Below are 25,232 nucleotides of genomic sequence, written 5' to 3'. Positions count from 1 at the left end.
CAGATGGATACGGGCGTGACGGGCGCGCGTGAGGAGATCCTGGGCCGGATCAGGAAGGCCGTGGAGGGCGCTCCCGAGGTGGAGATCCCGCGCGACTACCGCACGAGCGTCCCCGTGGCCGACCCGGTCGGGCTGTTCGCCGAGCGGCTGGACGACTACCGGGCCATCGTGCACGTGGTGCCCGCCGCCGACGTGGACGCCAAGGTGGCCGAGCTGACCGCGGGCAAGCGGATGGTCGTGCCCGGCGAACGCGAGTGGTCGCGGGAAGAGCTGGCGGCGGCCGACGGCGTCGTCACCGGCTGCGCGATCGCCATCGCCGAGACCGGCACCATCGTCCTGGACACCCGCCAGGGCGAGCGGGCCCAGACCCTGCTGCCCGACTACCACCTGTGCCTGGTGCGCGCCGGCCAGATCGTCGGCGGCGTCCCCGACGCGATCGCCAGGCTCGACCCGTCCAGGCCGCTCACCTGGATCAGCGGACCGTCGGCCACCAGCGACATCGAGCTCAACCGCGTCGAGGGCGTGCACGGTCCCAGGACCCTGGAAGTGATCATCAGCACCTGACTGGGTAGCCTTCGCACGTGTTCGACGCACAGCTCACCGTCACGACGGAACGCCTGGTCCTGCGCCCGTTCGGCCCTCAGGACGCCGACCGGATCCGCGCGATCGTCGAGTCCGGGGCGATCTTCCTGCCGCCCGGCGCGCCCACGCACGTCGCCGGGATCACCCCGTGGCTCACCGCGGGCGCGCACGAGCTGCGGCGCTCGGGCACCGGCGCGCACCTGGCCATGACCGACGCCCAAGGGCTGGTCGTGGGGGCGATCAGCCTGTTCAAGACCTCGTGGACCGCGGGAACCACCGAGGTCGGCTACGGCGTCCACCCGCTCTACCGGGGCCGCGGCTTCGCGCCGGAGGCGGTCACCGGACTGGCCGATCACGTCTTCGCCCACACCGCGCTGCGGCGCATCGACCTGACCGCCAACCTCGACAACACCGCCTCGCTCCGGGTCGCCGAGAAAGCCGGCTTCACCAGGGAAGGCGTGCTGCGGGCCGCGGTCCTGGAGGACGACGGGCCGCACGATCTGGCCATGTTCGGGCTGCTGCGCGGCGACAGCCGTTCCCCCAAAGAGGTCTTCCCGCACCGTGAGCTGCTCACGGCGCGGCTGCGGCTGCGGCGGCCGGACGAGCGCGACATTCCCGGACTGGCCGCGACCGGCGCCGACGAGCGGACGCAGGCCTTCACCACCGTTCCGCGCGGCTACACCGAGGCGGACGCGCGCGGCTTCCTGCGGCACGTCGAGCAGGCGCGCGCCGACGGCGCGGGCGTCGCGTGGACGGTCGAGGAGCGCGAGGGCGGGCGGTACGTCGGCGGCGTCGACCTCAAGGACACCGACTGGCGGATGCGTACCACGGAGGTCGGCTACATGACCGCGCCGTGGGCCCGCGGGCACGGCTACATCGGCGAGGCCGTGCTCGCCGTCGCGCGCTGGATCTTCGCCGAGCACGGCTTCCTGCGGCTCCAGCTGCGGGCCGCGGCGTCGAACACCAGCTCGCAGCGGGTGGCGGAGAAGGCCGGGTTCGTGCGCGAAGGCGTGGCCCGCAACGGCGGCCACGGCGAGGACCTCGTCGTGTACGGCCTTATCCCTTCCGACATCCCTTCCGAGCAGGTGGGAAAGACGTCACTCTGAAGGGGTGACAATCACGGTGATCGGCTGGGACGGTTCCGGCCTTCCGGTCATGGCGGCCGACCGGCTGCGCGCGGCCGCGCTCGTGGTCGGCCCCGACGCCCTGCTCGGCGAGCTCGGGATCGACGCGCCGACCGCTTCGTCCGACGCGCTCCTCGACGCCCTCGACGACCACCTCGAACAGGGCGAAGGCCCTGCCGTCGTGCTCGCGGAAGGCGACCCCGGGCTGTTCGGCGCCGTCGCCGCGCTGCGCGCCCGCGGCATCAAGCCCGAAGTGCTGCCCGCCACCGCGGTGATCACCCGCGCGTTCGCCTGCGCCGGGCTGAACTGGGAGGACGCCCTCGTGGTCGCCCCCGCCGGCGCCTACCAGCTCGCCCGCGTCGTCAACGCCTGCCGTGCCCACCCCAAGGTCGCCGTGCTGTGCACCGACGGCGTCGGCCCCGCCGAACTGGCCCGCGAACTCGCGCCCACCACCCCGCGCTCCCTCATCGTCTGCGAGGACCTCGGCGGCCCCGGCCAGCGCGTCACCCACAGCCGCATGGGCGAGGCCACCACCCGGCCATGGAAGGACCCCGACGTCGTCCTCGTGCTCGACCCGCTGCACCGGCCCAGGGAAACCGGCTGGGTGGCGGGGGCACAGCCGGGGCCGCGCGAGTGGGCGCTGCCGTTCGGCACGGGGATCGCGCCAGAGGTACGCGCGTTCGTCCTGGCCAAGCTCGGCCCCCGCCTCGGCGACCTGATCTGGGACGTCGGCGCGGGAGCCGGAGAGATCGCGGTCGAGTGCGCCAGGTTCGGCGCGGCCGTCGTCGCCGTCGAGCGCGAGGAGGAAGCCTGCGCCCGCCTGCGCGCCAACGTCATCGAACACGGCGTCAAGGTCGCCCTCACCCGCGGCCAGGCCCCGCCCGCGCTCGAACCGCTGCCCGACCCCGACGCCGTCTTCGTCGGCGGCGGCGGAACCGACGTGATCGCCGCCTGCGCCGCCCGCGGACCCCGCACGCTCGTGTGCGCGCTCAAGACCGTCGAGCACGTGCCCGCCGTACTCGACCTGCTGCGCGAGCAGGGCTACCAGGCCGAGGGCACCCAGATCCAGGCCTCCAGGCTGACCGCCCAGTCCGACGGCTCACACGGCCTGCACGCCGCCGATCCCGTGTTCGTGGTGCACGCACGGGTTCTCTGAACCGTCGCCGATCGGTTATCCTCGCGTGTCTTGTCTACGCACCGGAGAACCCCTACACATGAAGCCGCCGCTGCTGCTCATCGGGCACGGCTCGAACGATGACGGCGATTCCGCAGAGTTCGGCAGATTCGTCCATCGGCTCCGATGCCGCCTCGACGAGCAGGCCGCCGACGTATCCGGCGGCTACCTCGAACGTGCGACCCCCCGGTTGAGCGACTCCGTCGCCTCCCTGGTGGCGCGCGGCCATCACCGCCTGGTGGCGCTGCCCCTCAGCCTCAGCCGGGTCAGCGACGACTTCCCCGCCGCCATGGCCCTGGAGCAGGAGAGGCACCCCACGCTCATGTACGACTACGGCCGCCCCCTCGGCCCCGACCCCCGCGTGCTCGCCGTCCTCGCCGAGCGGCTCAAGGACGCCGCCACCGACATCGTGGAGCCCGTCTCCGAGCGGCCCCGCCTGCGCGTCGTCGACTCCGCCGCCGTCCTTGAGGAGTCCCCCAGGATCGAGCCGGGCGAGACCGCCGTCGTGCTGGTCGGCGAGGGTTCCACGGACCCGGTCGCCAACGCCGAGGTGCACCGGGTCTCGCGGCTTTTCTGGGAGACGCACGCCTACGACTTCATGACCGTCGAGACCGCCTTCGTCTCCGTCACCCCGCCCGGTGTGCCCGGCGGCCTGGAGCGCTGCCGCAGGCTCGGCGCCAAGCGCGTCATCGTCGTCCCCTACCTGCTGTTCGCCGGGGTCATGCTGGAGAAGGTCTGGGCCCAGGCGCTCGCCTACGGCGCCGGCCACCCCGAGCTCGACATCCGCTGCGCCGAGGTGATCGGCGACTGCGAGACCCTCGCCGACGTCGTCATCGACCGCTACGAGGAAGCGCTCCAGCTCGTCCACTAGCTAGGGTGGCGGACGTGCTGGAAGAGACGATCGCCGCGATCCGCCCCGCAGACGCCCGCGCGCTGGCCGAAGCCCGCTCCCACCAGGACCGCCTCACCAAGCCTCCCGGCGCGCTCGGCGCGCTGGAGGAGGTCGCGGTACGCCTGGCGGGCTCGGCCGGAACCTCACCGCCCCCGATGCCGGCACCCGCCGCCCTGGCCATCTTCGCCGCCGACCACGGCGTGCACGCCCAGGGCGTGAGCCCGTGGCCGCAGGAGGTCACGCAGCAAATGGTGGCCAACTTCCTGGCCGGGGGAGCGGTGGCCAACGCCTTCGCCGCCCAGGTCGGCGCGTCCGTGACCGTCGTCGACGTGGGCGTGGCCGCCGACCTCACGCCCGCGTCCGGCCTCATGATCAAGAAGGTGGGGTACGGCACCGCCGACCTCTCCCTCGGCCCGGCGATGACGGAGGCGCAGGCCGTACAGGCGCTCGAAGCGGGCATCTCCGTGGCCCGCACCCTCATCGCGGACGGCGCCCGCTGCCTCATCACCGGCGACATGGGCATCGCCAACACCACGGCGTCGGCCGCCCTCATCGCCGCCTTCACCGGCACGGACGCCGCCGCGGTCACCGGCAGGGGCACCGGCGTGAACGACGAGACCCACACCCTCAAGATCGCCGTGGTCCGCCGGGCTCTCGATGTCGGTTCTCCGGCTGAGACATCCCTGGCCACCCTGGCCGCGCTCGGCGGGTTCGAGCACGCGGCCATCGCCGGGTTCATCCTGGGCGGGGCGGCGGCGCGGGTGCCGGTGATCCTCGACGGCGTCATCGCCGGGGCCGCCGCCCTGGCCGCCCACGCGCTGTCCCCCTCGGTCGCGGACCACTGCGTGGCCGGCCACCGCTCCGCCGAACCCGGCCACGCGGTCGCCCTCGCTCACCTCGGCCTGCGACCCCTGGTCGACCTGGAGCTCCGGCTGGGCGAGGGGACGGGTGGGCTGCTGGCGCATCCGCTGGTGTGCGCGGCGGTCCGCGTCATGCACGAGGTCGCCACCTTCGACGCCGCGGGCGTGACCGAAAAGCCCAGCTAACCAGCCCCTTCGCCCCTTCGCCCCCTCGGGCCCCTCGCCCCCATGCCTCCCTGGGGCTCCATGCGCCCCAGGGGCCCCCTCGGGGCGTCGCACGCATCCGCCCCTTGTCCGGCCCAGCTCTTGTCCGCCCGTTCTCGCGTTCCGGAGCGTGACCAGGGCGGCCGGCCCTCGTCTCCCGGAACCGCCCACCGCGTCCCCGGGCCGCGTCTCGTGGCCGTGTGCCCGGGTCCCGGACTACCCGGGTCACCGGTCGCCGGCCGGGGCACGCGTCCGGGGAGTGGCCTGGCCGTGCGTGGGGTGGTGGGTGTGATGATGGGGTTGTGACTCGTTATGGTGCGATGTACGGACCCGACATCACCTTCCTGGGCGTCGAGCGGTGCGATGTGCTCGATCCGGCCACCTACGCGGGCGCGGACGTGGTCATCGTCGGCGCCCCCTTCGACGGCGGCACCTCGAACCGGCCCGGTGCCAGGTTCGGCCCGATGGCGCTGCGCCAGGCCTGCTACCTGCCCCACGATGGCTCCAGGCCCAGCCTGGCGCTCCGGGTGGACGCCCTCCAGGACCTTCGGGTGCTGGACGCCGGGGACGTCGAGATGTACTCGGGAGACGTCGAGAGCTCGCTGGCCAACATCGAGGACGCGGTCCACCGGATCGCCGCCTCCGGCGCCATCCCGCTGATCCTCGGCGGTGACCACACCGTGGCGCTGCCCGACGCCAAGGGCACCGCGCGGGCCTTCGAGCCGGGCCGTACCTCGATGATCCATTTTGACGCGCACGCGGACACCGGCGACATCGAGTTCGGGCACCTGCACGGGCACGGTACGCCGATGCGCCGGCTGATCGAGTCCGGGGCGATCAGGGGGGACCGCTTCCTCCAGATCGGCCTGCGCGGCTACTGGCCGGGGCCCGAGACGCTCGACTGGATGGCCGAGCAGAACATGCGCTCCTACGAGATGACGGAGATCGTCACGCGTGGGCTGGAGGAGTGCCTGACCGAGGCGTTCACGCTCGCGCTGGACGAGTGCGACCAGATCTTCCTCTCGGTCGACATCGACGTCTGTGACCCCGGCCACGCGCCCGGCACGGGGACGCCGGAACCCGGTGGGCTGTCGGCCAGGCAGCTTCTCGACGCGGTCCGCCGCATCTGCTACGAACTGCCGGTGGCGGGCATGGAGGTGGTGGAGGTGGCGCCGCCGTACGATCACGCGGACATCACCGCGTTCCTCGGCAACCGCGTTATCCTTGAGGCTTTGTCAGCGATGGCCAGACGCCGCAAGGACGGTGAGGGCGGGCCGCGCTGGGATCCCCGGCAGCCTCTACTTGACGGCCGCTAGTTCCACATCGCCAATCTTCCGTTAGGTTTACCTCCTAACACACCAACCTTCGCGAACGGGAGATTCGCCCCATGGGCCCCTACCTCCTCGGCCTGCGGCTTTCCGGCCGCCGGGTCCTCGTCGTCGGTGGCGGCCGGGTCGCCCAGCGACGGGTACCCGCGCTGCTGGAGGCCGGTGCGGCGGTCACGGTGGTCTCGACCTCCGTCACTCCGGCGCTCGACGACCTGATCGCCGCCGACCGGATCACCTGGCACGCCAGGCCGTACGAAGTGGGCGACTGTGACGGCGCGTGGCTCGTGCAGGCGTGCACGAGCGACCACGCGGTCAACGCGGCAGTGGCCGCGGAGGCCGAGGCCAAACGGATCTGGTGCGTGCGCGCCGACGACAAGGACGCCTCGGCCGCCTGGACGCCCGCCTCGGGCAAGGTCGACGAGATCAGCGTCGCGATCACGGCGGGCGGCGATCCGCGCCGGGCCGCCGGAATCCGCGACGCCGTGGTCGACGCGCTGCGCGACGGCACCGTCGACGCCCGCCGTAACCGGGCGAAACCCATCGGTGTCGCCCTCGTCGGCGGCGGGCCGGGCGATCCGGGCCTGATCACGGTGCGCGGGCGGCAACTGCTCGCCCAGGCCGACGTGGTGGTCGCCGATCGGCTCGCGCCCCGGGCGCTGCTCGACGAACTCGCCCCCGACGTCGAGCTGATCGACGCCGCCAAGGTGCCCTACGGGCGTTCGCTGGCCCAGGAGGCCATCAACGAGGTGCTGATCGACCGGGCCAGGCAGGGCAAGTTCGTGGTCCGGCTGAAGGGCGGCGACCCGTTCGTGTTCGGGCGCGGCGGCGAGGAGATGCTGGCCTGCGCCCACGCGGGCATCCCGGTGCTGGTCGTGCCGGGCATCACCAGCCCGGTCGCGGTCCCGGCCGCCGCCGGGGTCCCGGTCACGCACCGGGGGGTCAGCCAGGAGTTCCATGTGATCTCGGTGCACGTCGCGCCCGACGATCCGCGCTCCACGGTCGACTGGCCCGGAATGGCACGCTCCGAAGGCACGCTCGTGCTCATGATGGCCGTGGAACGGCTGGCCAAGGTGGCCGAGGCCTTGCAGCGAGACGGACGTTCGCCGGAAACTCCCGTAATGGTGGTACAGGACGGTACTCTTCCCACGCAACGGGCGGTCACCGCCACGCTTGCCACCGTGGCCGACCGCGTTTCAGCGGCCGGGATACGGCCCCCGGCGATCGTCGTCGTCGGCGACGTCGTGAAGGTCGGCCAGGAGGTCGAGATGGTTCGATCGGAGCGGGTTCCGTGAACGCCATGGGTGACGGGCACCAGGAGTCCGCGGGCGAGCGGACGCTGTTCATGCCGCCCATCAGGCAGCCCGCGGAGGTACGGCCGGCCGCCCCCGACCCGGCCACCGACCGCGACGGCGAGCCACCGGAGGAGACGCCGGAGGCTGCGGCGACCCATGACGCGGGCCCCGAGGACGGCGTGGACGAGGACGTCGCGGCCGAGGGCGGCGTGGACGAGGACGTCGAGGACACCGGTGACGTCGCCGGGCATGACGACGAGGCCGGAGACGACGACGGTCCCGCCGAGGCCGAGGACGAGGACGCCGCCGAGACGCCAGAGGTAGCCGATCACGCGGACGTCGAGGCTGAGGCTGACGACGAAACCGCCGATGACGGGGCCGGGGACGAGGCCACCGAGGTGGCCGGGGACGCGGCGGAAGCCGTACAGGAAAAGGGCGAGGGCGCGCCCGCGGCGGCGGTGCGCGTGGAGGAGCTGCCCAAGGAGGCGGCTCAGCGGCTCGGCGTCGCACTCGACGCGCTGCGGCTGAGCGTGGCCGACCTGAGGTTCGGGCTTGACCTGCCCGGCGCCGAGGAGGCGCGGCAGGCGCGGGACGACCTGCTGGCGCAGTTGCGGGACTACGTGCTGCCCCGGGTGAAGACCAGCACGGCCCCGGCGCTGATCGTGGTGGCCGGGTCGACCGGCGCGGGCAAGTCCACGCTGGTCAACAGCCTGGCGGAGAAGAACATCAGCCGCACGGGCGTGCGCCGGCCCACCACCGGGACGCCGGTGCTCGCCTGCCACCCCGATGACCTGCCGTGGTTCGGCTCGGGCGAGCTGCTCGGCGGGCTGACGCGGATCGAGAAGCCGACCCCGGAGACCGGGCTCGACAGCCTGGTCGTGGTGTCCACCGAGAAGCTGCCCCAGGGCGTGGCGCTGCTCGACACCCCCGACATCGACTCCGTCGTCGAGGAGCACCACGACGTCGCCCACCGCATGCTCGACGCCGCGGACCTGTGGATCTTCGTCACCACCGCCGCCCGCTACGCCGACGCGCCCGCCTGGAAGCTGCTGCGGCTGGCCAAGGAGCGCGGCGCCCGGCTCGGGATCGTGCTCTCCCGGGTGCAGCCGAGGGCGCGCGACGTGGTCGTGAAGCACTTCGTCCGCATGCTCACCGAGTACGGCCTGGGCGACGCCGACCGGTTCGTGGTCAACGAGGCCACGGTCGCCGACGGCAGGCTGCCCGACAGCGAGGTCACCGACCTGCGGCTCTGGCTGGCCGAACTCTCCGTCGACGAGGAGCGCCGGGCCCTCGCGGTACGCGAGACGCTGGACGGCGTGCTCGACAGCTTCCGCACCCGGGTGCCGGAGCTGGCCAGGCAGTTGGAGCAGCAGGTCGCCTTCCGCAACGAGCTGCGCACCGACGTCGAGACCGCCTACCTGGGCGCGCTGTCCGACATCGAGCGAGCCACCAAGAACGGTTCGCTGGTCAACGGCGAGGTGCTGGCCCGCTGGCAGGACTTCACCGGCTCCGGCGAGCTCACCCGCGCCCTTCAGGTACGCCGGCGCGGCAAGGCGGCCAAGCAGACGCCCGAGCGCATCCAGGCCTTCCGCACCGCGATCCGCACCGGCCTGGAGTCGCTGATCGCCGCGGCGGCCAACCGGGCCTCCGAGGAGGTCGTGGCCCGCTGGCGGCACCGCGCGGAGCTGGGCGGGCTGCTCGGGGCGGGGCTCGAACGCCCCTCCGACGAGCTCGCACGCCGCGCCAACCGGGCCATCGCGGCCTGGCAGGAGCACGTCACCGAGCTGGTCAGGACCGAAGGAGTGGCCAAGCGGTCGATCTCCAAGATCGTGTCGTTCGACGCCGACTCGCTGGCGTTGATCTTCATGGTGGCGATGTTCAGCGGCGGCAGTGTCGAGGGCGTGCCGCACAAGCTGGTCAACGCCCTGCTCGGCGCCGAGTCGCTGCGCGGCATCGGCGCGAAGGCGCTCAGCGACCTGCGAGCCAGGATCGGTGTGCTGTTCGACGAGGAATCCATGCGTTACGTGCAGGCGCTCGACGCGGCCGGGATACCGGACGAGTCGGCCGCGACGAGGCTCTACCAGGCGACATACAACCTCGAGGTCGCTCGATGACGGCTGTCACCACCACCGGAAGGCCGGGGCTCGGCCCCCGGCTCAACGCCCTTTCCAAGATCGTGGAGCTCGGCCCCGGACGGCTCGACGAGAAGCTGCTCACCGACTCGGGCGCCCTGCTGCTGCGCGCGGGCGACCGGCTCAAGCTCTCGTCGGAGCACACCGTGGTCGCGCTGGCCGGAGGCACGGGCAGCGGCAAGTCGACGCTGTTCAACGCGGTCTCCGGGCTCGAACTGTCGCCGACGGGCGTCAGGCGGCCGACGACGGCGCGTACCCACGCCTGCGTGTGGGGGCTCGACGGCGCGGCGCCGCTCCTCGACTGGCTGCAGGTGCAGTGGCGGCACCGCTTCGCCCGCGCCAGCGCGCTCGACAAGGGCGAGAGCCGCCTGCACGGGCTGATCCTGCTCGACCTGCCCGACCACGACTCGATCAGGGCGCTCACCGACAACGAGGCCGACCGGCTGATCGGGCTGGCCGACCTGGTGGTGTGGGTGCTGGATCCGCAGAAGTACGCCGACGCCTCCACCCACCGCCGCTACGTCACCGACCTGGCCGGGCACGAGGCCGTCACCGTCTTCGCGCTCAACCAGTCCGACCGGCTCTCCCACGAGGAACTGGCCGAGCTGGTCATCGACCTCAACGACCTGCTCAAGCGCGAGGGCGTGGCGCAGCCGACGGTCGTGCCCACCTCGGCCGTCTCCGGGCGCGGCATCGACAGCCTGAAGAGCGTGATCGCCGATGCGGTCTCCCGTCGGCGGGCCGCCATCCAGCGTCTCGACGCCGACCTTGACCGGTTGACCAGACGGCTGGCCGAAACCTCACCCGTGGGAGAGGCGCCGCCCAACGTCGACGCCGCGCGCCGGGTCGGGCTGACGGACGCGCTCTGCGACGCCGTCGGCGTGCCCGCGCTGGGCGAGGCCATGGAGAACATCTACGCCGAGCGGTCCGGGCGGTGGGTCGGCTGGCCGTACCCGCGATGGATCGCGAAGTTCCGGCCGGATCCGCTGAAGAGCCTCAAGCTGGACGAGATGCAGGTCGTCACCGGGCGGATCACCGCGCAGCCCGCCGAGGTGGTCAACGCCGTGCAGGCGCTGGCCGACGGGCTGTCGGGCGGGATGACCGACGTGTGGCGGACGGGACTGCACCACGCGGCGCGCTCGCGCTCCGGGCAGCTGCCCCAGGCGCTCACCGAGGAGCTGGCCGAGGTCGCGCCGGAGCTCGACCGGGTGCCGGGCTGGTGGCGGGCGCTCAAGGCCTGGCAGTACACGCTGGTGGCGGCGTTCTTCCTCGGGCTGGTGTGGCTGGGGGTCGGGCTGACGGCCGGCGACTCGTTGCCGTCCGCGCTCGCGGTGCTCGGCGATACGGCGGCGCTGCCCTGGGTCGGGGTGATGATGGCCTCCGTGCTCGGACTGGGCGCTTTGTCGGCCGTCGCCTCGCGGAACTTCGTCGTTCTGGGCGCCTCGCGCGAGCGTGAGCGGCTGGAGCGGGAGATGCGCCGCCGGGTCGGCGCGGTGGCGGAGAGCATGGTGGTGGAGCCGGTTGAGCGGGAGCTGACCAGGCACAACGAGTTCGCCGGCGCCATGAGGGGCCTCACGGGCTGAGTTCTCCACAGGGGCCGGTTGTCCCCAGAACGGCGTTCGGCGGGTTCTTCCGGGTGCCGTTCGCGAGAACGTGGCCTCCGTCCGCGGGCAGCCCGCCCGCCGCATGGGAGGCAACCGATGAACGACATCTACATCACGCTCACCGGCAACGTCGCATCCGAGCCGCGCCAGTACACCTTCGAGGACGGGGTCCGGGTGACCTCGCTGCGGGTGCTGACCAGTCACCGCTATTTCGACAAGAAGACCGGCCAGTGGGCCGACGGGGAGAAGGTCTGCTTCGCCGTACGGTGCTGGAGGGCGCTGGCCGACAACGTCGCCCAGTCGATCCGGGTCGGGCATCCGGTCGTGGTGTCGGGGAAGTTGCGGATCAGGGAGTTCGGGGCGGAGGACGACCGGCGGTTCATGGCCGAGGTGGAGGCCTCTTCGGTGGGCCACGACCTCCGGTGGGGGACCGGCGTGTTCAGCAAGCCGGAGCGCGGGGCCTCGATCGTGAGCAGGGAGCGGCGCGATCGGCTCGACGAGGACACCCAGGACTGGGCCATGGGCGGCGGCCGTCCCCGGCCCGGTGCCGCGGAGCTCGACCCGGCGTTCGGCCTGCCGGAGCCTCGGGAGCGCGCCCTGACCGGCGGCGACCCGCTCCGGGCCGCCCTTCCGGCCGGGACGGGGGAGGTTCGTGTGCTGGGCGCGTCCGTGGGGGAGGCGGGTGACCCCGCGCTCCGGCGTGCCGGTGGTGACCCCGGTGCCGCCGGTGGTCTCGTGCCAGAGGGTGAGCCTGGGGCAGGCGATGCCGGAGTCGCGCGGGAGCCCGGACCGGGCCTTGCCGGAGCGGCCGGGCAGCTGCGGAGGGCCGAAGCCGGGGAGCTGGGGAAGGGCGGGGCCGGGGCGGCTCGGGAGCCGGGGAAGGGCGGCGTGGCGGCGGAGGCCGCTCGTGGTCGGCGGCGGGTGCGGCGTGAGGGGCCGGAGGGCGCGCTCGACGACGGTGACGCGCTGGTGAGGGTGCTCGGCGCAGCAGGCGACGGCTCAGGCGATCCCGTCGAGGAGCGGGCTGCCGCCTGAGTTCAGGCGGGCGGAGGAGGAGGGGGCACCGGCCGTGACGTGTCGGTGTCCCCGAGCCTGGCGAGCTCGGACACCGCGCGGATCAGCCGATGGTGTTGCCCGTGTCAGATGTTGAGAGCATCTGTCAGGTCCAGGTCACGCCCCGCACCATGGCTGCTCCTTTCCCGCACGGCCCGCTCGCGGAGTGAGCGGCATCCCATTCGGTGGCCGCATGACGCAAAGGCCACCGAGCCAAAGGTAGCGGTTCCCGTCGCGCAACGCACACTCCGCAACTATTGTGTTACACATCGTTAGTCTGAGAGGAGACGGGATGGCGGCGACCAGTCACACCTCGGTCAAGTCTCGCGACGGTGTGTCAACACTGGCCGGCCGCTGGCCGCTGCTGGGGCAGCGCCGCGCCCTCGTGGTCTATCTCATAGGGATCGTAATCCTGGATGTCGCGGCCATTGCGGTCTTTGCGACATCTGCCGAATTTAGCTGGTCAGATCTGCTGATGTTCGGCGCGTTGATGGCCTGTGGGGCGGTCTGCATCGAGGCGACCAGGCGGCTGGGCATGCCGGCCGGTGTCTCACGCGACCTGCTGTCGGCGTGGTGGCTGCCGGTGGCGCTGCTGCTGCCGCCGGTCTACGCCCTGTTCGCGCCGATCCTGTTGCAGGTGTTGCTCCAGTTGCGGGTGCGCGCCACGGTCCTGTACCGGCGCGTGTTCAGCTCGGCCGCCATCGGCCTGGCCGGGTGCACCGCCTCGGTGGTCTTCCACCGCCTGGTCCCCGACCCGGCCGTCCTGTCCAGAGGCGGCGGCACCCCGATCCTCTACGCGGTGGCCTGCGCCACGCTGTTCGCCCTGCTCAACACCGCGCTCATCGCCGTGGCCGCCCACACCGCCGACCCCGACACCCGCTGGCGCGACGTCCTGTGGGACCGGGAGAGCGTCCTGCTGGACGTGGTCGAGCTCTGCCTGGGCGTCACGGTGGCCATAGCCTGCGGCCTGAACCTGGCCTTGCTGGTCCTGGCGCTGCCGCCGGTCGTCCTGCTGCAGCGCAGCCTCCTGCACGCCCAGTTGCAGGCGGCGGCCCGCACCGACCCGAAGACCGGCCTGCTCAACGCGGCGGCCTGGCAGCGCGAAGCCGACACCGAGATCGTCCGCGCCCGCCGTACCGGTGAGACGCTGGCCCTGCTGATCATCGACATCGACCACTTCAAACGTGTCAACGACACCCACGGCCACCTGGTCGGCGACCAGGTCCTGGTCGGTGTGGCCGCGACCCTGCGCGGCCAGCTCCGCGACTACGACGTGGTGGGCCGTTTCGGCGGTGAGGAGTTCGTGGTCCTCCTCCCGAGAGCCGACATCTCCGAAGCCCGCCGCGTCGCCGAACGCCTGCGCCACCGCATCGGCCGCATGGCCATCCCCGCCGACGACGCCATGATCACCATCACGATCTCGGCGGGAGTGGCCATCATGAGCATCCACGGCGACGATCTGATCGAACTCCTCGCCGCCGCCGACCTGGCCTTGTACCGCGCGAAGGAACTGGGCCGCGACCGCATCTGCATCCCCGCCGTCCAGCCCACACCTCCACCCCAACCCCCAGCCGACCCACCCCTCCCCCCACCCTGACCACCCCCGCCCCACAAGACCCTCCTGCCACATGGCCTGCGGAGGCTTCGCCACGGGCCCTTGCGGTCGCGTGCGGCCTCGGTGCACGGGCTCGCCGCTGTCCTCCGTGTGCGGCCTTGGGGTATGGGTCCGGAAGCAGGCGTGAGGACCAGGCCGTGTGGCCGGGATCCGCAAGGCGGCGGCATTCCCCGCGTCTGAGGCACCACGCCGCTCGCGGGGGTTCTCCTGCCCCGACGCGAGGGTGGGGCATATCGCTGGGGTTATCCCCAGGTGAGATGGGACGGATGGGTGGCGTGCGCGGATAGTACTAGCACGTCATGTACCACACCCCGGAGGTCCCATTGCGCGCCACCGGCGCCTTAGCCGCCCTCTTGCTGGCCGGATCCCTTCTTGTTCACCCCCTTCCCGCCAGCGCCGCCGAGCCCGGCGCGGGGACGGTGGTTCCGGTGCAGGTCACCGGGGATCCGGCCAAGCGTTTCAACCTGGTGCTTCTCGGTGACGGGTATACCGAGAGCGAGCAGGCCGCCTTCAAGACCGACGTGGACCGGCATCTCAACGTGATGTGGTCCATCGAGCCGTTCAAGAGCTACCGGAACTACATCAACGTCTACCGCGTGGACATCGTCTCGGCCGACTCGGGGATCAGCTGCGATCCCGATCTCGGTTCACCGCGTAAGAACACGCCCCTGAGCATGGGGTTCTGGGGGCAGTGCAACGCGCAGAGCGTGCAGCGGCTCATCACGATGAACAACTCCGCCGCCAACCGCTACGCCAACATGGTCACGGGCACCACGCCGGGCAATCGGCAGATTCTGGCGCTGGGCAACAGCAAGACGTACGGCGGCGCGGGCGGCTCCTACGCCACCGCCTCCGGCAGCAACGCGATGTCGGCCCTGATCAGCCCGCACGAACTGGGCCACTCCCTCGGCGGGCTCCAGGACGAGTACGACTACTACCAGCGCGGCGTCCCGGGCGGTGCCTACACGGGGCCGGAGCCGTCCAGCGCGCACCACTCGTTGCTGACCGAGCAGCAGATGCTCGACCAGAAGCGCAAGTGGTGGCGCTGGCTGGGCGAGGAGAGCGAGTCCGGCGGGCCGATCGCGCGGTTCGAGGGCGGGCTGTACGCCTCGACGGGGGTGTGGCGGCCCTCGCGGCACTCGATGATGAAGTCGCTCGGCTACTACTTCGACCAGGTCAGCCGCGAGGTGATGGTGCAGCGCATCACCGCGAAGACGGACGTGATCCAGGGTTCGACGCCGGTGAACGCGCCGGTGGGGGCGGACCGGGTGCTGTGGGTGGAGCCCATGCGGCCGCTGGGTCACGCGTTGAAGGTGGCCTGGAGTGTGGACGGCGCCGCCGTACCCTCGACCGAGGACGCTCTTGACCTGCGTGCCCTGAACCTGTCGCCCGGGACGCACACGGTCACGGCGACGGTGGCGGACACCACGGAGTTCGTGCGGGACCCGGCGGTGCGCGCCGCGCTCACCCGCAGCAGGACCTGGACGGTCGACACCGCGCTGACCACGCCGCCCGACGGGCTGGCTCCCGGCATCGTCTCGGCCGCCCCCGCGACCAGGCCGGCCGGACGCGACGACGTCATGTACGTGGAGACCACGCATCCGGCGCGGCAGCTCGTCCCGGTGACCTGGAAGCTGGACGGCACGAAGGTGGGCGACTCGGGCAGCGACTTCGTGCTCAAGGACCTGAGCCCGGGGGTCCACACGCTCACCGCGAGCGCCGGGGCGGACACGGTGACCTGGACCGTTGACGGCACGCCGCCCACGACCGGCTACGAGTTGTCCGAGCCTGTGGTGAAAGACGGTGATCTGTATCTGTACAACGGGCCGTTCACGATGCGGCTGACCGGCCGCGACGACAAGGACGGCTACGTGGTGTCCGAGTCGCGCGTGGACGGCGACGGCTGGTTCAACTACTTCGGCTGGCCGACCTCGGCCGACCTGCCGTGGACGTTCAGCGAGAGCGGCACCGTCATCGACCATCTCGTGTACGGCAAGCTCGCGCGCGGCCGCCACACGATTGAGTACCGATCCATCGACGCCGCGGGCAACTACGGCCGGGCCGGCAGCTTCCGGGTGGCCACGATGGCGCCGCCGCCCGCGTGCGACCGCACGGTCACGGGCACCCACCGCGGCGCGCTGGTGGTCACCTCCGGTGTCACCTGCCTGGAAGGAGCGAAGGTGACCGGTCCCGTTTCGGTACGGCCCGGCGCCTCCCTGGTCATGCGGGGCGGAAGCATCTCGGGCGTTCTGAGCACGTCCAAGGCGGCACAGGTGCACCTGCTGAAGGGCCGCGTGAACGGCGCGGCGGAGATCAAGGGCACCACGGACGCCCTGGTCATCGCCGGGACCGAGGTGCGCGGGGCGCTCGTTCTCACCGGGAACCAGGCGCCGGCGCTGGCCGGGAGCACCGTCCGCGGCGCGCTGGTGTGCACCGGAAACAGCGCGGCCCCCGCCAACCTGGGCGCGGCGAACCGGATCACCGGCGCCGCCACCGGCCAATGCGCGCACGCGGGCCGTCCCGACCCGGCCGCCGCCGTCTCCGGCGCGATGGCCAAGGTGGCGGCGGTGCCGTACACGGCGGTGGAGAACTCCGCGGAGCCGCAGCACGGCGACGACGGCCACCGGCACTGACCTCGAAGGGGCGGGCGCTCCCCTCCCGCGCCCGCCCCTTCGACACCCCCGGCGGCTACTCGAGGTTGCCCAGCCGCAGCGGCTCGCCGACCTCGTGCATGTGCTGCAGGGCCTCGCGGTGCGACTGGATCAGGCTCGTCTCGTAGTAGGGCACGTCGATCTCGGCGCAGTGGTCGCGGACGATCGACTGGGCGAGGGGCAGGTGCGGGCTGGGCATGTTCGGGAACAGGTGGTGCTCGATCTGGTAGTTGAGGCCGCCCATCGCGATGTCGGTGACGACGCCGCCGCGCACGTTGCGGGTGGTCAGAACCTGGCGGCGCAGGTAGTCGAGCTTCTCGCCCTGCTTGAGCGTGGGCATGCCCTTGTGCCCGGGGGCGAAGACCGAGCCCATGTACAGGCCCCAGAGTCCCTGGTGGACGGCGAGGAAGATCAGCGCCTTCACCGGCGACAGCACCATGAACAACGCCGCCAGGTATCCGACCACGTGAACGGTCAGCAGCACGCCCTCGATGGCCTTGAACTTGAGCTTCGGGTTGGTCAGCGAGCGGAAGCCGGACACGTGCAGGTTCAGGCCTTCGAGCAGGAGCAGCGGGTAGAACAGCAGCGCCTGGCGGGGGCCGATGATGCGGGCCAGGCCCTTGCTGGAGCGCGCCTGCTCCTTGGACCAGACGATGACGTCGGGGCGGACGTCCGGGTCGAGTTCCTCGTGGTTCGGGTTGGCGTGGTGGCGCGTGTGCTTCTCCATCCACCAGCCGTAGCCCATGCCGACGAGCAGGTTGCCGGTGACCCAGCCGGTCATCCTGGTGGGCTTCTCGGTACGGAAGACCTGACGGTGGGCGATGTCATGGGAAACCAGCGCGACCTGGGCGAACATGACGGCGAAGAACACGGCCACGCCCACCTGCCACCAGGAGTCGCCGAGCGCGAAGAAGGCGGCCAGGCCGCCGGCGTACAGGCCGAGGATGAGGCCGATTCGCACCACGTAGTAGCCGGGGCGCCGGCGCATCAGGCCGGCATCGGTCACGCGCTGGAGTAGCCGGGCGTAGTCGCTGCCGGTACCCGGCCGCGCGATCGTCTCGGTGGTCATGCTGATGAGTCTGTTGAAGATCTCCCCCCGTTCTAAGCCCGTGGACACCCCGAACCATAGGGGGGTTAGCCCTACCTTCTGACGTGGACCCGGCAGCGGGCCTGGTACTTGTCCTCGCCGCCCACGTGCTCGGCGACCACATCGGTCGCGCTGCCGTCCACCTGGGTCACCCGCTCGTGGAAGATCGCGTCGTTTCCGCAGACCAGGCAGATCGCGGTGAGCTTCGTCACGTGCTCGGCCAGCGCCATCAGAGACGGCATCGGCTCGAACGGCCGGCGGTCGAAGGTCACGTCCAGACCGGCGACGACCACGACGGCGCCGCGTACCGCCAGCCGGTCGGCGACCTCGGCCAGATCGGGGCCGAAGAACTGGGCCTCGTCGACCGCGACCAGATCGGCGGCGGGGTGGGCCATGGACTCGATCTCGGCGGCGGTCGCGGCCGAGCGGGCCGGGTGGCCGGCGCCGGCGTGGGAGGAGATCCGGTCCGCGCCTCTGCGCACGTCCAGCCGGTGGGTGAACACCTCGACCCGGCGGCCGGCGATGACGGCCCGCCGTACCCTCCGCAGGAGCTCTTCGCTCTTGCCCGCGAACATCGGCCCCGCGATGACCTCGACCCGTCCCTGGCGCACCCGCACACGTTAACCGCAACCGTGGCCAGGGCGGGGTGACACACGCCCTAAGCTAGAGGGCATGGCCGAGTACATCTACACGATGCAGCGCGTACGCAAGGCGCATGGCGACAAGGTTGTCCTGAACGACGTCACGATTTCGTTCCTGCCCGGTGTGAAGATCGGCGTGCTCGGCCCGAACGGCACCGGCAAGTCGACTCTGCTGCGCATGATGGCGGGCCTTGATCATCCCTCCAACGGCGACGCCAAGCTCATGCCCGGCTACACCGTGGGCATGCTCCAGCAGGAGCCGCCGCTCAATGAGGACAAGACCGTCCTCGGCAACGTCGAGGAGGCGGTGGCCGAGACCAAGGCGATGCTCGACCGCTTCAACGAGATCGCCGAGCTGATGGCCACCGACTACAGCGACGCTCTGCTGGAGGAGATGGGCAAGCTGCAGGACGAGCTCGACCACCGCAACGCGTGGGAGCTCGACTCGCAGCTTGAGCAGGCGATGGACGCGCTGCGCTGTCCGCCGCCGGACGCCGACGTGACGACGCTGTCCGGTGGTGAGCGCCGCCGGGTGGCGCTGTGCAAGCTCCTGCTTGAGGCGCCCGACCTGCTGCTGCTCGACGAGCCCACCAACCATCTGGACGCCGAGAGCGTGCAGTGGCTGGAGTCGCACCTGGAGAAGTACCAGGGCACCGTCCTGGCCGTCACCCACGACCGCTACTTCCTGGACAACGTGGCCACCTGGATCCTCGAGCTCGACCGTGGGCGCTGCTACCCCTACGAGGGCAACTACTCCACGTACCTGGAGGCCAAGGCGCAGCGTCTGAAGGTCGAAGGCCAGAAGGACGTCAAGCGCAAGAAGCGCCTGGAGGACGAGCTGGAGTGGGTCCGCTCCAACCCGAAGGCCCGCCAGACCAAGAGCAAGGCCCGTCTGCAGCGCTACGAGGAGATGGCCGCCGAGGCCGACAAGCACCGCAAGCTGGACTTCGAAGAGATCCAGATCCCGCCGGGCCCGCGCCTGGGCACCACGGTGATCAGGGCCGAGAAGCTCACCAAGGGCTTCGAGGACCGCGTCCTGATGGAGAACATCACCTTCGACCTGCCCCGCAACGGCATCGTCGGCATCATCGGCCCGAACGGCGTCGGCAAGACCACGCTGTTCCGCATGATCACCGGCCAGGAGAAGCCCGACAACGGCGCGATCATCGTCGGCGACACTGTCAAGATCTCCTACGCCGACCAGTCGCGTGGCGGCATCGACCCGAGCAAGAACGTCTGGGAGGTCGTCTCCGACGGCCTCGACTTCATCAAGGTCGGGCAGGTCGAGGTGCCCTCGCGCGCGTACATCGCGGCGTTCGGCTTCAAGGGCCCCGACCAGCAGAAGAAGGCCGGCGTGCTGTCGGGCGGCGAGCGTAACCGCCTCAACCTCGCACTCACCCTCAAGCAGGGCGGAAACGTCCTCCTGCTCGACGAGCCCACCAACGACCTCGACACCGAGACGCTGGGCTCACTGGAGAACGCCCTGCTCGACTTCCCGGGCTGCGCCGTCATCACCTCCCACGACCGGTGGTTCCTTGACCGGATCGCCACGCACATCCTGGCTTGGGAGGAGGGCTCGAACTGGTTCTGGTTCGAAGGCAACTTCGCCGACTACGAGAAGAACAAGATCGAGCGCCTGGGCGCCGACGCCGCCCGCCCCCACCGCGTCACCTACCGCAAGCTCCACCGCGACTAGCCCGTTTCTGGTCGCTCGCCGTACAAGGCCGCCGTCCTCGTCCGCGAGGGTGGCGGCCTGCGCGTTTCAGGCGCTTCTCTGGTTCCCGGTCGTGGGGCGTTTCAGGCTCTGGTGCGCGCCTTTCTCCTGCCTGTGATGGATGGCTGGTGGTTCGCGGCCGCTTGAGGTGTTTCGCTCCGTGCGCCGCCCATCCGTTACGGCGGAGCCGCCCCCACGCCACCCGCCGACGTGCGCTCGCGCCGATCGGGGGGATCGCTTCTCACGTCGGACGTGGTACCCGCCGTCACGGCCCCGCCTGCCCAGACAAGTGCCACAACGGGACCGGCGGCGATCACGAGCATGGTGAGGGCGGCGGCGCCCAGAGGCGGGGTCGCCTGCATGAGGGTTCGCAGGAGGGCGAAACCCCGGCCGCGCAACGGGGCAGGGATCCTGGCCATCCCGAGCGACTCGACGACGACCTGACGGTCGTTGGGCCACTGCTGGAAGCGCTCGTGGACGGCAGCCTGCGCCTGGACGAGGCCGCCGACCCGCAGCAAGCCGGCAAGCGGCTCGCCGACCTCCCCGGCCTGGGCGAGCGGGAGGCCGCCCTCATCCGGATGCGCGCCCTGCACGACCCGGACGTCCGCCTCAACCACCCCGGCGAGGACCGATGGCGCCCCTGGCGCTCCTACGCCGCGCAGCACCTGAAAGCCGCGCAGAGCCTGTAAGCCGCGCAGCACCTGTAAGCCGCGCAGCACCTGTAAGCCGCGCAGCACCTGTAAGCCACGCAGCACCTGTAAGCCACGCAGCACCTGTAAGCCACGCAGCACCTGAAGGCCGCGCAGCAACCTGTGAACGCCGCGCAACATCGGCCCGCCGCGCGGCACCTGCCCGTCCATGTCTAGAATGAAATTCTAGATGGCGCGAGAGGAGCCAAAGCGTGGGACTGGAACAAGATCTTGACGGCCTCGGCGTGACGTTCGACCACACGGCGGTGGCCGCCCCCCGGATCAGGGACCTGCTCCCGATCTACCAGGACCTTCTGGGCGGACGGCACCTGGGCGGCGGTGGCGACAGCCGGGCGGCCGGGTACCGGACCGTGCAGCTCACCTACACCGGAGGCGGCAAGGTCGAGCTCATGGAACCCCTGGCCGGATCGGCCTTCTTCGACAGCTTCTTCGAGCTGACCCGCGGCAGGGGCGGGGTCCATCACCTCAACTTCCACGTCACGGACATGGACGCGGCGGTGGCCAGGCTGACCGGGAAGGGGTACCGGCTGCACGGGCTGAACACCGGCGATCCGCGCTGGCGCGAGGTGTTCCTGCACCCGAAGGAGGCGCACGGCGTGCTGATCCAGCTGGCCCAGTCCGGCGGCGACCACGGCGGGACCCGGGTGAGCCTCGACGATGTGCTGGCCGGACGTGGATTCGACGGCAACGGCATCCCCAGCCCATGACCACGCGATGACAGTCGATAGCGTGGTGGGGTGGTCAAGAGATCCCCGGCCAAGCGGCACATCTTCCCGAGGATGGTCAGGTTCGCCGACATCGACTCGCTCGGGCACGTCAACAACGTGCGGTTTTTCGACTATCTGGAGGACGCCCGGCTGGGGATGCTGCACATCGACCCGTACCGTGCCGGGGACGCGCCGTTCAAGGGGCTCGTGGTGTCCCGGCATGAGATCGACTACCGGCGGCCGCTCACGTTCCGGGCGGATCCGGTCAGCGTGGAGACGTGGGTGACCGAGGTGCGGCCGGTGCGGTTCACGCTGGAGTACGAGATCCGGGACGAGCACGAGGTCTTCGTGACCGCCCGGTCGGTGCTCGTGGCCTATGACGTGGACCGTGCGGCGCCGCGCCGGCTGCTGGAGGACGAGCTCATCTATCTCAAGCGGTATCTCGCGGAGTAATACGGGCTCGCGCAAACAGCCTCAGGTCGTGAAATATCGGAGGTTGTGGGCGATATGAGGCGTTGGGGGATGCTGGGACTCGGCGTCAATGCCCACACGAGCGTCACGCTCGGGCTCTTCGGGCTTCCGCTGGTCATGCCGGACATCCAGCGCGACTTCCAGGTGTCGCTGCCCGTCGCGGCGGTGATCGGGAACGCTCCCGGCATCGGGATCCTGTTCGCCCTCGTCGCCTGGGGCGTGCTGGCCGACCGGCGCGGCGAGCGGGTTGTGCTCGGCGCCGGGGTCGGGCTGGCCTCGGTGTTCTTGGCGGCGGCGGCGTTCGCGCAGGCGGCGTGGGCGGTCGTCGCGCTGCTCGCGCTCGCGGGCGCGGCCGGATCGGCGGCCATGGTGGGCGGCGGGCGCATCGTGCTGCGCTGGTTCGACCCGCCGGAGCGCGGCGTCGCGATGGGGCTGCGGCAGGTCTCCTACACGCTCGGGATGGCGGTGGCGGGCTTCCTGCTGCCGGCGGTGTCCAGCGCGTACGGGCTGTCCGGCGTGCTGCTGGTCTGCTCCGGGTTCTGCCTGGTCGCGGCGGTCCTGGCCGGGCTGCTGCTGGCCGAGCCGCCGCGCGAACTGTCCGCGGCGAGCGCTCCGCAGGCGGCCTCGCCGTACCGGAAGAGCGTGTTGTGGCGGGTGCACGGCACGAGCGCGCTGCACGTCGTGCCGCAGATCGCGGTCAGCACGTACGGCGTGGCCTGCCTCGTCGGCACCTACGGGTGGGACACGGTGCACGCGGGGCAGCTTTTCGGGGCGGCGGCCATCGGGGGAGCGGTGGTGCGGATCGCGGTGGGGCGCTGGTCGGACCGGACCGGGTTGCGGATGGCGCCGTTGCGGATCCTCACGGTCACGACGGCGGCGGTGCTGGCGCTGCTGGTCGGCGCGCAGGCGGCCGCCGGGGCGGCGGCGATCGCGTGGGCGGGGCCGGTGACGCTGGCGCTGGCGGCGGTGCTCACCGTGGCGGGGAACGGGCTGGCCTATCTCGCGGCGGGGGAGCTGGCCGGGCCCGGCTGGGCGGGGCGGGTGCTCGGCACGCACAACGGCATCCAGAACGTCGTCGCCCTGGTCGCAGCGCCGCTGCTCGGTGTGCTGATCGCGCACGCGGGGTTCTGGGCGGGGTTCGGGGTCGGGCTGGTGTTGTGCCTGGCCTCGCTGCCGGTGATCCCGGTCGGGTCGGAGCGGGGCCGGGGGGCGCCATGACGCCCGCGGGCTGTCCAGTGCTGTGACCGGGACGTCCACCGTGATCGGAAGGCGGCTCGCGGGACGAGCGCACGCGCAACGGCTGGTATTACTGGGGCATGCAGGAAGAGACGGCACGCTCCGCGATCGACACGTTCATCTCCGCGTTCAACGCCTCGGACGACAGCCATGTGACCGCCCTGCTCTCCCAGGCCCTGACCTCAGACGTGATCTTCTGGGGGCCGTTGGGCCGCAGCGAAGGAATCGCGGCGGTCGAGCGGTTCGTACGGGACATTCGGCGCCACCCTGCGGGGACCGGCACGATGGTGCGCTGCTCAGCGGTGGACATGCCTGACGAGTGGGCCCGGTACAAGTGGGTCTTCACCACACCGGGCGGAGGCCCCCGCCTGGCGGGAACGGACGTCGTCCATCTGCGGCGGAGCCTCATCGACCAGGTCATCGTCTTCGCGGGGGAGATCGGGCCGTCCGCCTCCTGAGCCGTTCTTCTGTCGCCGTCCTTCGCGGGAACTTGTCCCTTTCGGCACTCCTGGACTGCGGTGTTGAGGGGGCGCCCGCCACCGCCGGCACAGGTAGCGCGTAGGTCGGGGTGAGGCACAGCAGAAGCCTGCGGTGGGCCGGATCCCAACCTACGCGGTCACAGCGCTAGGGGCGCTGGAGCCAGGCCGCCGTGTCGGGCGGGAGCAGGCCGCCGTCGAGCGGGCCGCTCGACAGAAGCACGCTGTCGTACGGCGGAAGCCGCACGGGTTCCAGGCCGCAGTTGAGCACGCAGGTCAGCGGGCCACGGGTAAAGAAAAGCGCGCCCTCGGGGGAATCCAGCCACTCCACGGTGTATGGCAGGGAATGTACAAGTTCACGGCGGGTGGTCAGGGCTTGGCGGTAGAACTCGAGGGTCGAGGTGGTCTGCCCGGTCTGGGCTTCCGCGCTCAGTTCGCCGAAGGCCTCCGGCTGGGGGAGCCAGGGTTTGACGTCGCCGGGGGAGAAGCCGAACGAGGCGCCTCCGGCGGTCCAGGGAATCGGCACGCGGCAGCCGTCGCGGCCGGGGAGCTTGCCCTCGGACTGGAGGAAGACCGGGTCCTGGCGGGCTTCCGGGGGAAGATTCTTCACCTCGGGGAGGCCTAGTTCCTCCCCCTGGTAGAGGTATGCACTACCGGGCAGGGCAAGCATGGTGAGCAATGCGGCTTTTGCCCGCTTGAGGCCGGTGCCCGGGTCTTCGGTGTCGTAGCGGGTGCGGTGCCGTACGACGTCGTGGTTGGACAGCACCCAGGTCGCGAACGGGACCGTCGCCATCGTCTCGTCGATCACCTTCTTGAACGCCGTCGGCGACCACGGCGCCTGCAGCCACGCGAAGTTGAAGCTCTGGTGCAACTCGTCGGGGCGCACGTACTGGGCCAGATCCTCCGCCTTGTCCGTCCAGACCTCGCCGACGGCCATCCGCTCGCCGGGGTAGGAGTCCAGGACCTTGCGCCACTGCCGGTACACCTCGTGCACCTCCGGCTGCCCCCACACCGGCGAGACCGACGTGAACGACTGGTCCTCGACGTCGGGCAGCCCCTCGGCCTTGTACAGGCCCATGGCCACGTCGATGCGGAAGCCGTCCACGCCGCGATCCAGCCAGAACCGCAGGACGTCCAGGAACTCCGCGTGCACCTCGGGATCGCGCCAGTTGAAGTCCGGCTGGCCCGGCGCGAACAGATGCAGATACCACTGCCCGTCCGCCGCCCGCGTCCACGCGGGCCCGCTGAACGTCGACTGCCAGTTGTTCGGCGGCAGCGCCCCGCCCTCCCGGAACAGGTAGCGCTCGCGCCGCTCGCCCCGCAGCGCCTCCTGGAACCACGGATGCCGGTCGGAGCTGTGGTTCGGCACGATGTCCACGACCACCCTCAGCCCGAGCTCGTGCGCGTCGGAGACCAGCGACTCGAAGTCGCCCAGCGTCCCGAACAGCGGATCGACGTCACGGTAGTCGGCCACGTCGTACCCGCCGTCGGCCATCGGCGAGGTGTAGAACGGCGTCAGCCAGATCGCGTCCACACCCAGGTCTCTGAGGTACGGCAGGCGCTCCCGGATCCCGGGGAGGTCGCCGACACCGTCACCGGAGGCGTCGGAGAAGCTGCGGACGTAGATCTCGTAGACGATGGCATCACGCCACCAGGGGATATCCATGTGGCGTGTCATG

General features: G+C 71.3%; 21 protein-coding genes. 17 read left to right on the top strand and 4 right to left on the bottom strand.

The window, feature by feature from the left end:
* The first annotated feature begins 3 nt into the window (after positions 1-3).
* The 12 genes from ACIBHY_RS44040 to ACIBHY_RS43985 all read left to right on the top strand — a co-directional run bounded on the left by ACIBHY_RS44040 (position 4) and on the right by ACIBHY_RS43985 (position 16,493).
* Positions 4-564 carry a lactate utilization protein C gene (locus tag ACIBHY_RS44040; RefSeq protein ID WP_397309874.1) on the top strand — a complete coding sequence of 187 codons (561 nt, stop codon included), beginning with the start codon at positions 4-6 and terminating at the stop codon, positions 562-564.
* Between the two features lie 17 nt (positions 565-581).
* The gene (locus ACIBHY_RS44035; protein ID WP_397309844.1) at positions 582-1,688 is read left to right on the top strand and encodes a GNAT family N-acetyltransferase; all 1,107 of its coding nucleotides are present in this window, start codon (positions 582-584) and stop codon (positions 1,686-1,688) included.
* Positions 1,689-1,692: 4 nt separating this feature from the next.
* Positions 1,693-2,862: a precorrin-6Y C5,15-methyltransferase (decarboxylating) subunit CbiT gene (locus ACIBHY_RS44030; RefSeq protein WP_397309843.1), complete on the top strand. Its 1,170-nt coding sequence runs from the start codon at positions 1,693-1,695 to the stop codon at positions 2,860-2,862.
* 58 nt (positions 2,863-2,920) lie between these two features.
* A complete protein-coding gene (locus ACIBHY_RS44025) occupies positions 2,921-3,751 on the top strand; it encodes a sirohydrochlorin chelatase (RefSeq protein WP_397254993.1) in 831 nt (276 codons plus the stop codon).
* A 14-nt stretch (positions 3,752-3,765) separates the two neighbouring features.
* Positions 3,766-4,818 (top strand): nicotinate-nucleotide--dimethylbenzimidazole phosphoribosyltransferase, encoded by a 1,053-nt coding sequence (cobT, locus tag ACIBHY_RS44020; RefSeq protein WP_397309842.1) that lies wholly within the window; start codon positions 3,766-3,768, stop codon positions 4,816-4,818.
* A 338-nt stretch (positions 4,819-5,156) separates the two neighbouring features.
* On the top strand, positions 5,157-6,152 hold the full coding sequence (speB, locus tag ACIBHY_RS44015) for an agmatinase (RefSeq protein ID WP_397107786.1): 996 nt from the start codon (positions 5,157-5,159) through the stop codon (positions 6,150-6,152).
* Between the two features lie 71 nt (positions 6,153-6,223).
* A complete protein-coding gene (cobA, locus tag ACIBHY_RS44010) occupies positions 6,224-7,456 on the top strand; it encodes a uroporphyrinogen-III C-methyltransferase (RefSeq protein ID WP_397254997.1) in 1,233 nt (410 codons plus the stop codon).
* A 5-nt stretch (positions 7,457-7,461) separates the two neighbouring features.
* Positions 7,462-9,570 carry an AAA family ATPase gene (locus ACIBHY_RS44005; protein ID WP_397309841.1) on the top strand — a complete coding sequence of 703 codons (2,109 nt, stop codon included), beginning with the start codon at positions 7,462-7,464 and terminating at the stop codon, positions 9,568-9,570.
* Entirely contained in the window at positions 9,567-11,171 is a 1,605-nt protein-coding gene (locus ACIBHY_RS44000; protein WP_397254999.1) for a GTP-binding protein, read from the top strand. Before ACIBHY_RS44005 ends, ACIBHY_RS44000 begins: the two co-directional genes overlap by 4 nt.
* Positions 11,172-11,288: 117 nt before the next feature.
* On the top strand, positions 11,289-12,227 hold the full coding sequence (locus tag ACIBHY_RS43995) for a single-stranded DNA-binding protein (RefSeq protein WP_397309840.1): 939 nt from the start codon (positions 11,289-11,291) through the stop codon (positions 12,225-12,227).
* 493 nt (positions 12,228-12,720) lie between these two features.
* On the top strand, positions 12,721-13,842 hold the full coding sequence (locus ACIBHY_RS43990) for a GGDEF domain-containing protein (protein WP_397255003.1): 1,122 nt from the start codon (positions 12,721-12,723) through the stop codon (positions 13,840-13,842).
* A 317-nt stretch (positions 13,843-14,159) separates the two neighbouring features.
* A complete protein-coding gene (locus tag ACIBHY_RS43985) occupies positions 14,160-16,493 on the top strand; it encodes a M64 family metallopeptidase (RefSeq protein ID WP_397309839.1) in 2,334 nt (777 codons plus the stop codon).
* 55 nt (positions 16,494-16,548) lie between these two features.
* Here the strand turns inward: ACIBHY_RS43985 and ACIBHY_RS43980 are convergent, their stop codons facing one another.
* Positions 16,549-17,580: a fatty acid desaturase family protein gene (locus ACIBHY_RS43980; protein WP_397255007.1), complete on the bottom strand. Its 1,032-nt coding sequence runs from the start codon at positions 17,578-17,580 to the stop codon at positions 16,549-16,551.
* 71 nt (positions 17,581-17,651) lie between these two features.
* Complete coding sequence (locus tag ACIBHY_RS43975) at positions 17,652-18,209, bottom strand: thymidine kinase (protein WP_397255008.1); 558 nt, start codon at positions 18,207-18,209, stop codon at positions 17,652-17,654.
* Between the two features lie 61 nt (positions 18,210-18,270).
* On the opposite strand from ACIBHY_RS43975, the gene ettA reads away from it, so the two are divergent.
* Positions 18,271-19,935: an energy-dependent translational throttle protein EttA gene (ettA, locus tag ACIBHY_RS43970; RefSeq protein ID WP_397255010.1), complete on the top strand. Its 1,665-nt coding sequence runs from the start codon at positions 18,271-18,273 to the stop codon at positions 19,933-19,935.
* 194 nt (positions 19,936-20,129) lie between these two features.
* On the opposite strand, the gene ACIBHY_RS43965 is transcribed toward ettA, so the two are convergent.
* On the bottom strand, positions 20,130-20,813 hold the full coding sequence (locus tag ACIBHY_RS43965) for a hypothetical protein (RefSeq protein ID WP_397309838.1): 684 nt from the start codon (positions 20,811-20,813) through the stop codon (positions 20,130-20,132).
* A 41-nt stretch (positions 20,814-20,854) separates the two neighbouring features.
* On the opposite strand from ACIBHY_RS43965, the gene ACIBHY_RS43960 reads away from it, so the two are divergent.
* From ACIBHY_RS43960 to ACIBHY_RS43945, 4 genes are all read left to right on the top strand, one after another.
* A complete protein-coding gene (locus tag ACIBHY_RS43960) occupies positions 20,855-21,370 on the top strand; it encodes a VOC family protein (RefSeq protein WP_397309837.1) in 516 nt (171 codons plus the stop codon).
* A gap of 30 nt (positions 21,371-21,400) precedes the next feature.
* Entirely contained in the window at positions 21,401-21,823 is a 423-nt protein-coding gene (locus ACIBHY_RS43955) for an acyl-CoA thioesterase (RefSeq protein WP_379614879.1), read from the top strand.
* 54 nt (positions 21,824-21,877) lie between these two features.
* The gene (locus ACIBHY_RS43950) at positions 21,878-23,059 is read left to right on the top strand and encodes an MFS transporter (RefSeq protein WP_397309836.1); all 1,182 of its coding nucleotides are present in this window, start codon (positions 21,878-21,880) and stop codon (positions 23,057-23,059) included.
* 98 nt (positions 23,060-23,157) lie between these two features.
* Positions 23,158-23,535, top strand: a complete 378-nt coding sequence (locus ACIBHY_RS43945; RefSeq protein ID WP_397309835.1) for a nuclear transport factor 2 family protein — start codon at positions 23,158-23,160, stop codon at positions 23,533-23,535.
* A gap of 166 nt (positions 23,536-23,701) precedes the next feature.
* On the opposite strand, the gene ACIBHY_RS43940 is transcribed toward ACIBHY_RS43945, so the two are convergent.
* On the bottom strand, positions 23,702-25,219 hold the full coding sequence (locus ACIBHY_RS43940; protein ID WP_397255020.1) for an alpha-amylase family glycosyl hydrolase: 1,518 nt from the start codon (positions 25,217-25,219) through the stop codon (positions 23,702-23,704).
* Positions 25,220-25,232 lie beyond the last annotated feature (13 nt).

It is taken from the genome of Nonomuraea sp. NPDC050547 (assembly GCF_044457345.1).
Lineage (GTDB): Bacteria > Actinomycetota > Actinomycetes > Streptosporangiales > Streptosporangiaceae > Nonomuraea.
Note: the sequence above shows the minus strand (reverse complement) of the source record. Positions and strands in the feature narration are given on the sequence as shown.

Bases quoted from the DNA above. Each gene is read 5' to 3' on its own strand.
- ACIBHY_RS44040 (WP_397309874.1), top strand. From the start codon at position 4: ATGGATACGGGCGTGACGGGCGCGCGTGAGGAGATCCTGGGCCGGATC.
- ACIBHY_RS44025 (WP_397254993.1), top strand. From the start codon at position 2,921: ATGAAGCCGCCGCTGCTGCTCATCGGGCACGGCTCGAACGATGACGGC.
- speB (WP_397107786.1), top strand. From the start codon at position 5,157: ATGTACGGACCCGACATCACCTTCCTGGGCGTCGAGCGGTGCGATGTG.
- cobA (WP_397254997.1), top strand. From the start codon at position 6,224: ATGGGCCCCTACCTCCTCGGCCTGCGGCTTTCCGGCCGCCGGGTCCTC.
- ACIBHY_RS44005 (WP_397309841.1), top strand. From the start codon at position 7,462: ATGGGTGACGGGCACCAGGAGTCCGCGGGCGAGCGGACGCTGTTCATG.
- ACIBHY_RS44000 (WP_397254999.1), top strand. From the start codon at position 9,567: ATGACGGCTGTCACCACCACCGGAAGGCCGGGGCTCGGCCCCCGGCTC.
- ACIBHY_RS43995 (WP_397309840.1), top strand. From the start codon at position 11,289: ATGAACGACATCTACATCACGCTCACCGGCAACGTCGCATCCGAGCCG.
- ACIBHY_RS43990 (WP_397255003.1), top strand. From the start codon at position 12,721: ATGTTCGGCGCGTTGATGGCCTGTGGGGCGGTCTGCATCGAGGCGACC.
- ACIBHY_RS43985 (WP_397309839.1), top strand. From the start codon at position 14,160: ATGTACCACACCCCGGAGGTCCCATTGCGCGCCACCGGCGCCTTAGCC.
- ACIBHY_RS43980 (WP_397255007.1), bottom strand. From the start codon at position 17,580: ATGACCACCGAGACGATCGCGCGGCCGGGTACCGGCAGCGACTACGCC.
- ettA (WP_397255010.1), top strand. From the start codon at position 18,271: ATGGCCGAGTACATCTACACGATGCAGCGCGTACGCAAGGCGCATGGC.
- ACIBHY_RS43965 (WP_397309838.1), bottom strand. From the start codon at position 20,813: ATGGACGGGCAGGTGCCGCGCGGCGGGCCGATGTTGCGCGGCGTTCAC.
- ACIBHY_RS43950 (WP_397309836.1), top strand. From the start codon at position 21,878: ATGAGGCGTTGGGGGATGCTGGGACTCGGCGTCAATGCCCACACGAGC.
- ACIBHY_RS43945 (WP_397309835.1), top strand. From the start codon at position 23,158: ATGCAGGAAGAGACGGCACGCTCCGCGATCGACACGTTCATCTCCGCG.
- ACIBHY_RS43940 (WP_397255020.1), bottom strand. From the start codon at position 25,219: ATGGATATCCCCTGGTGGCGTGATGCCATCGTCTACGAGATCTACGTC.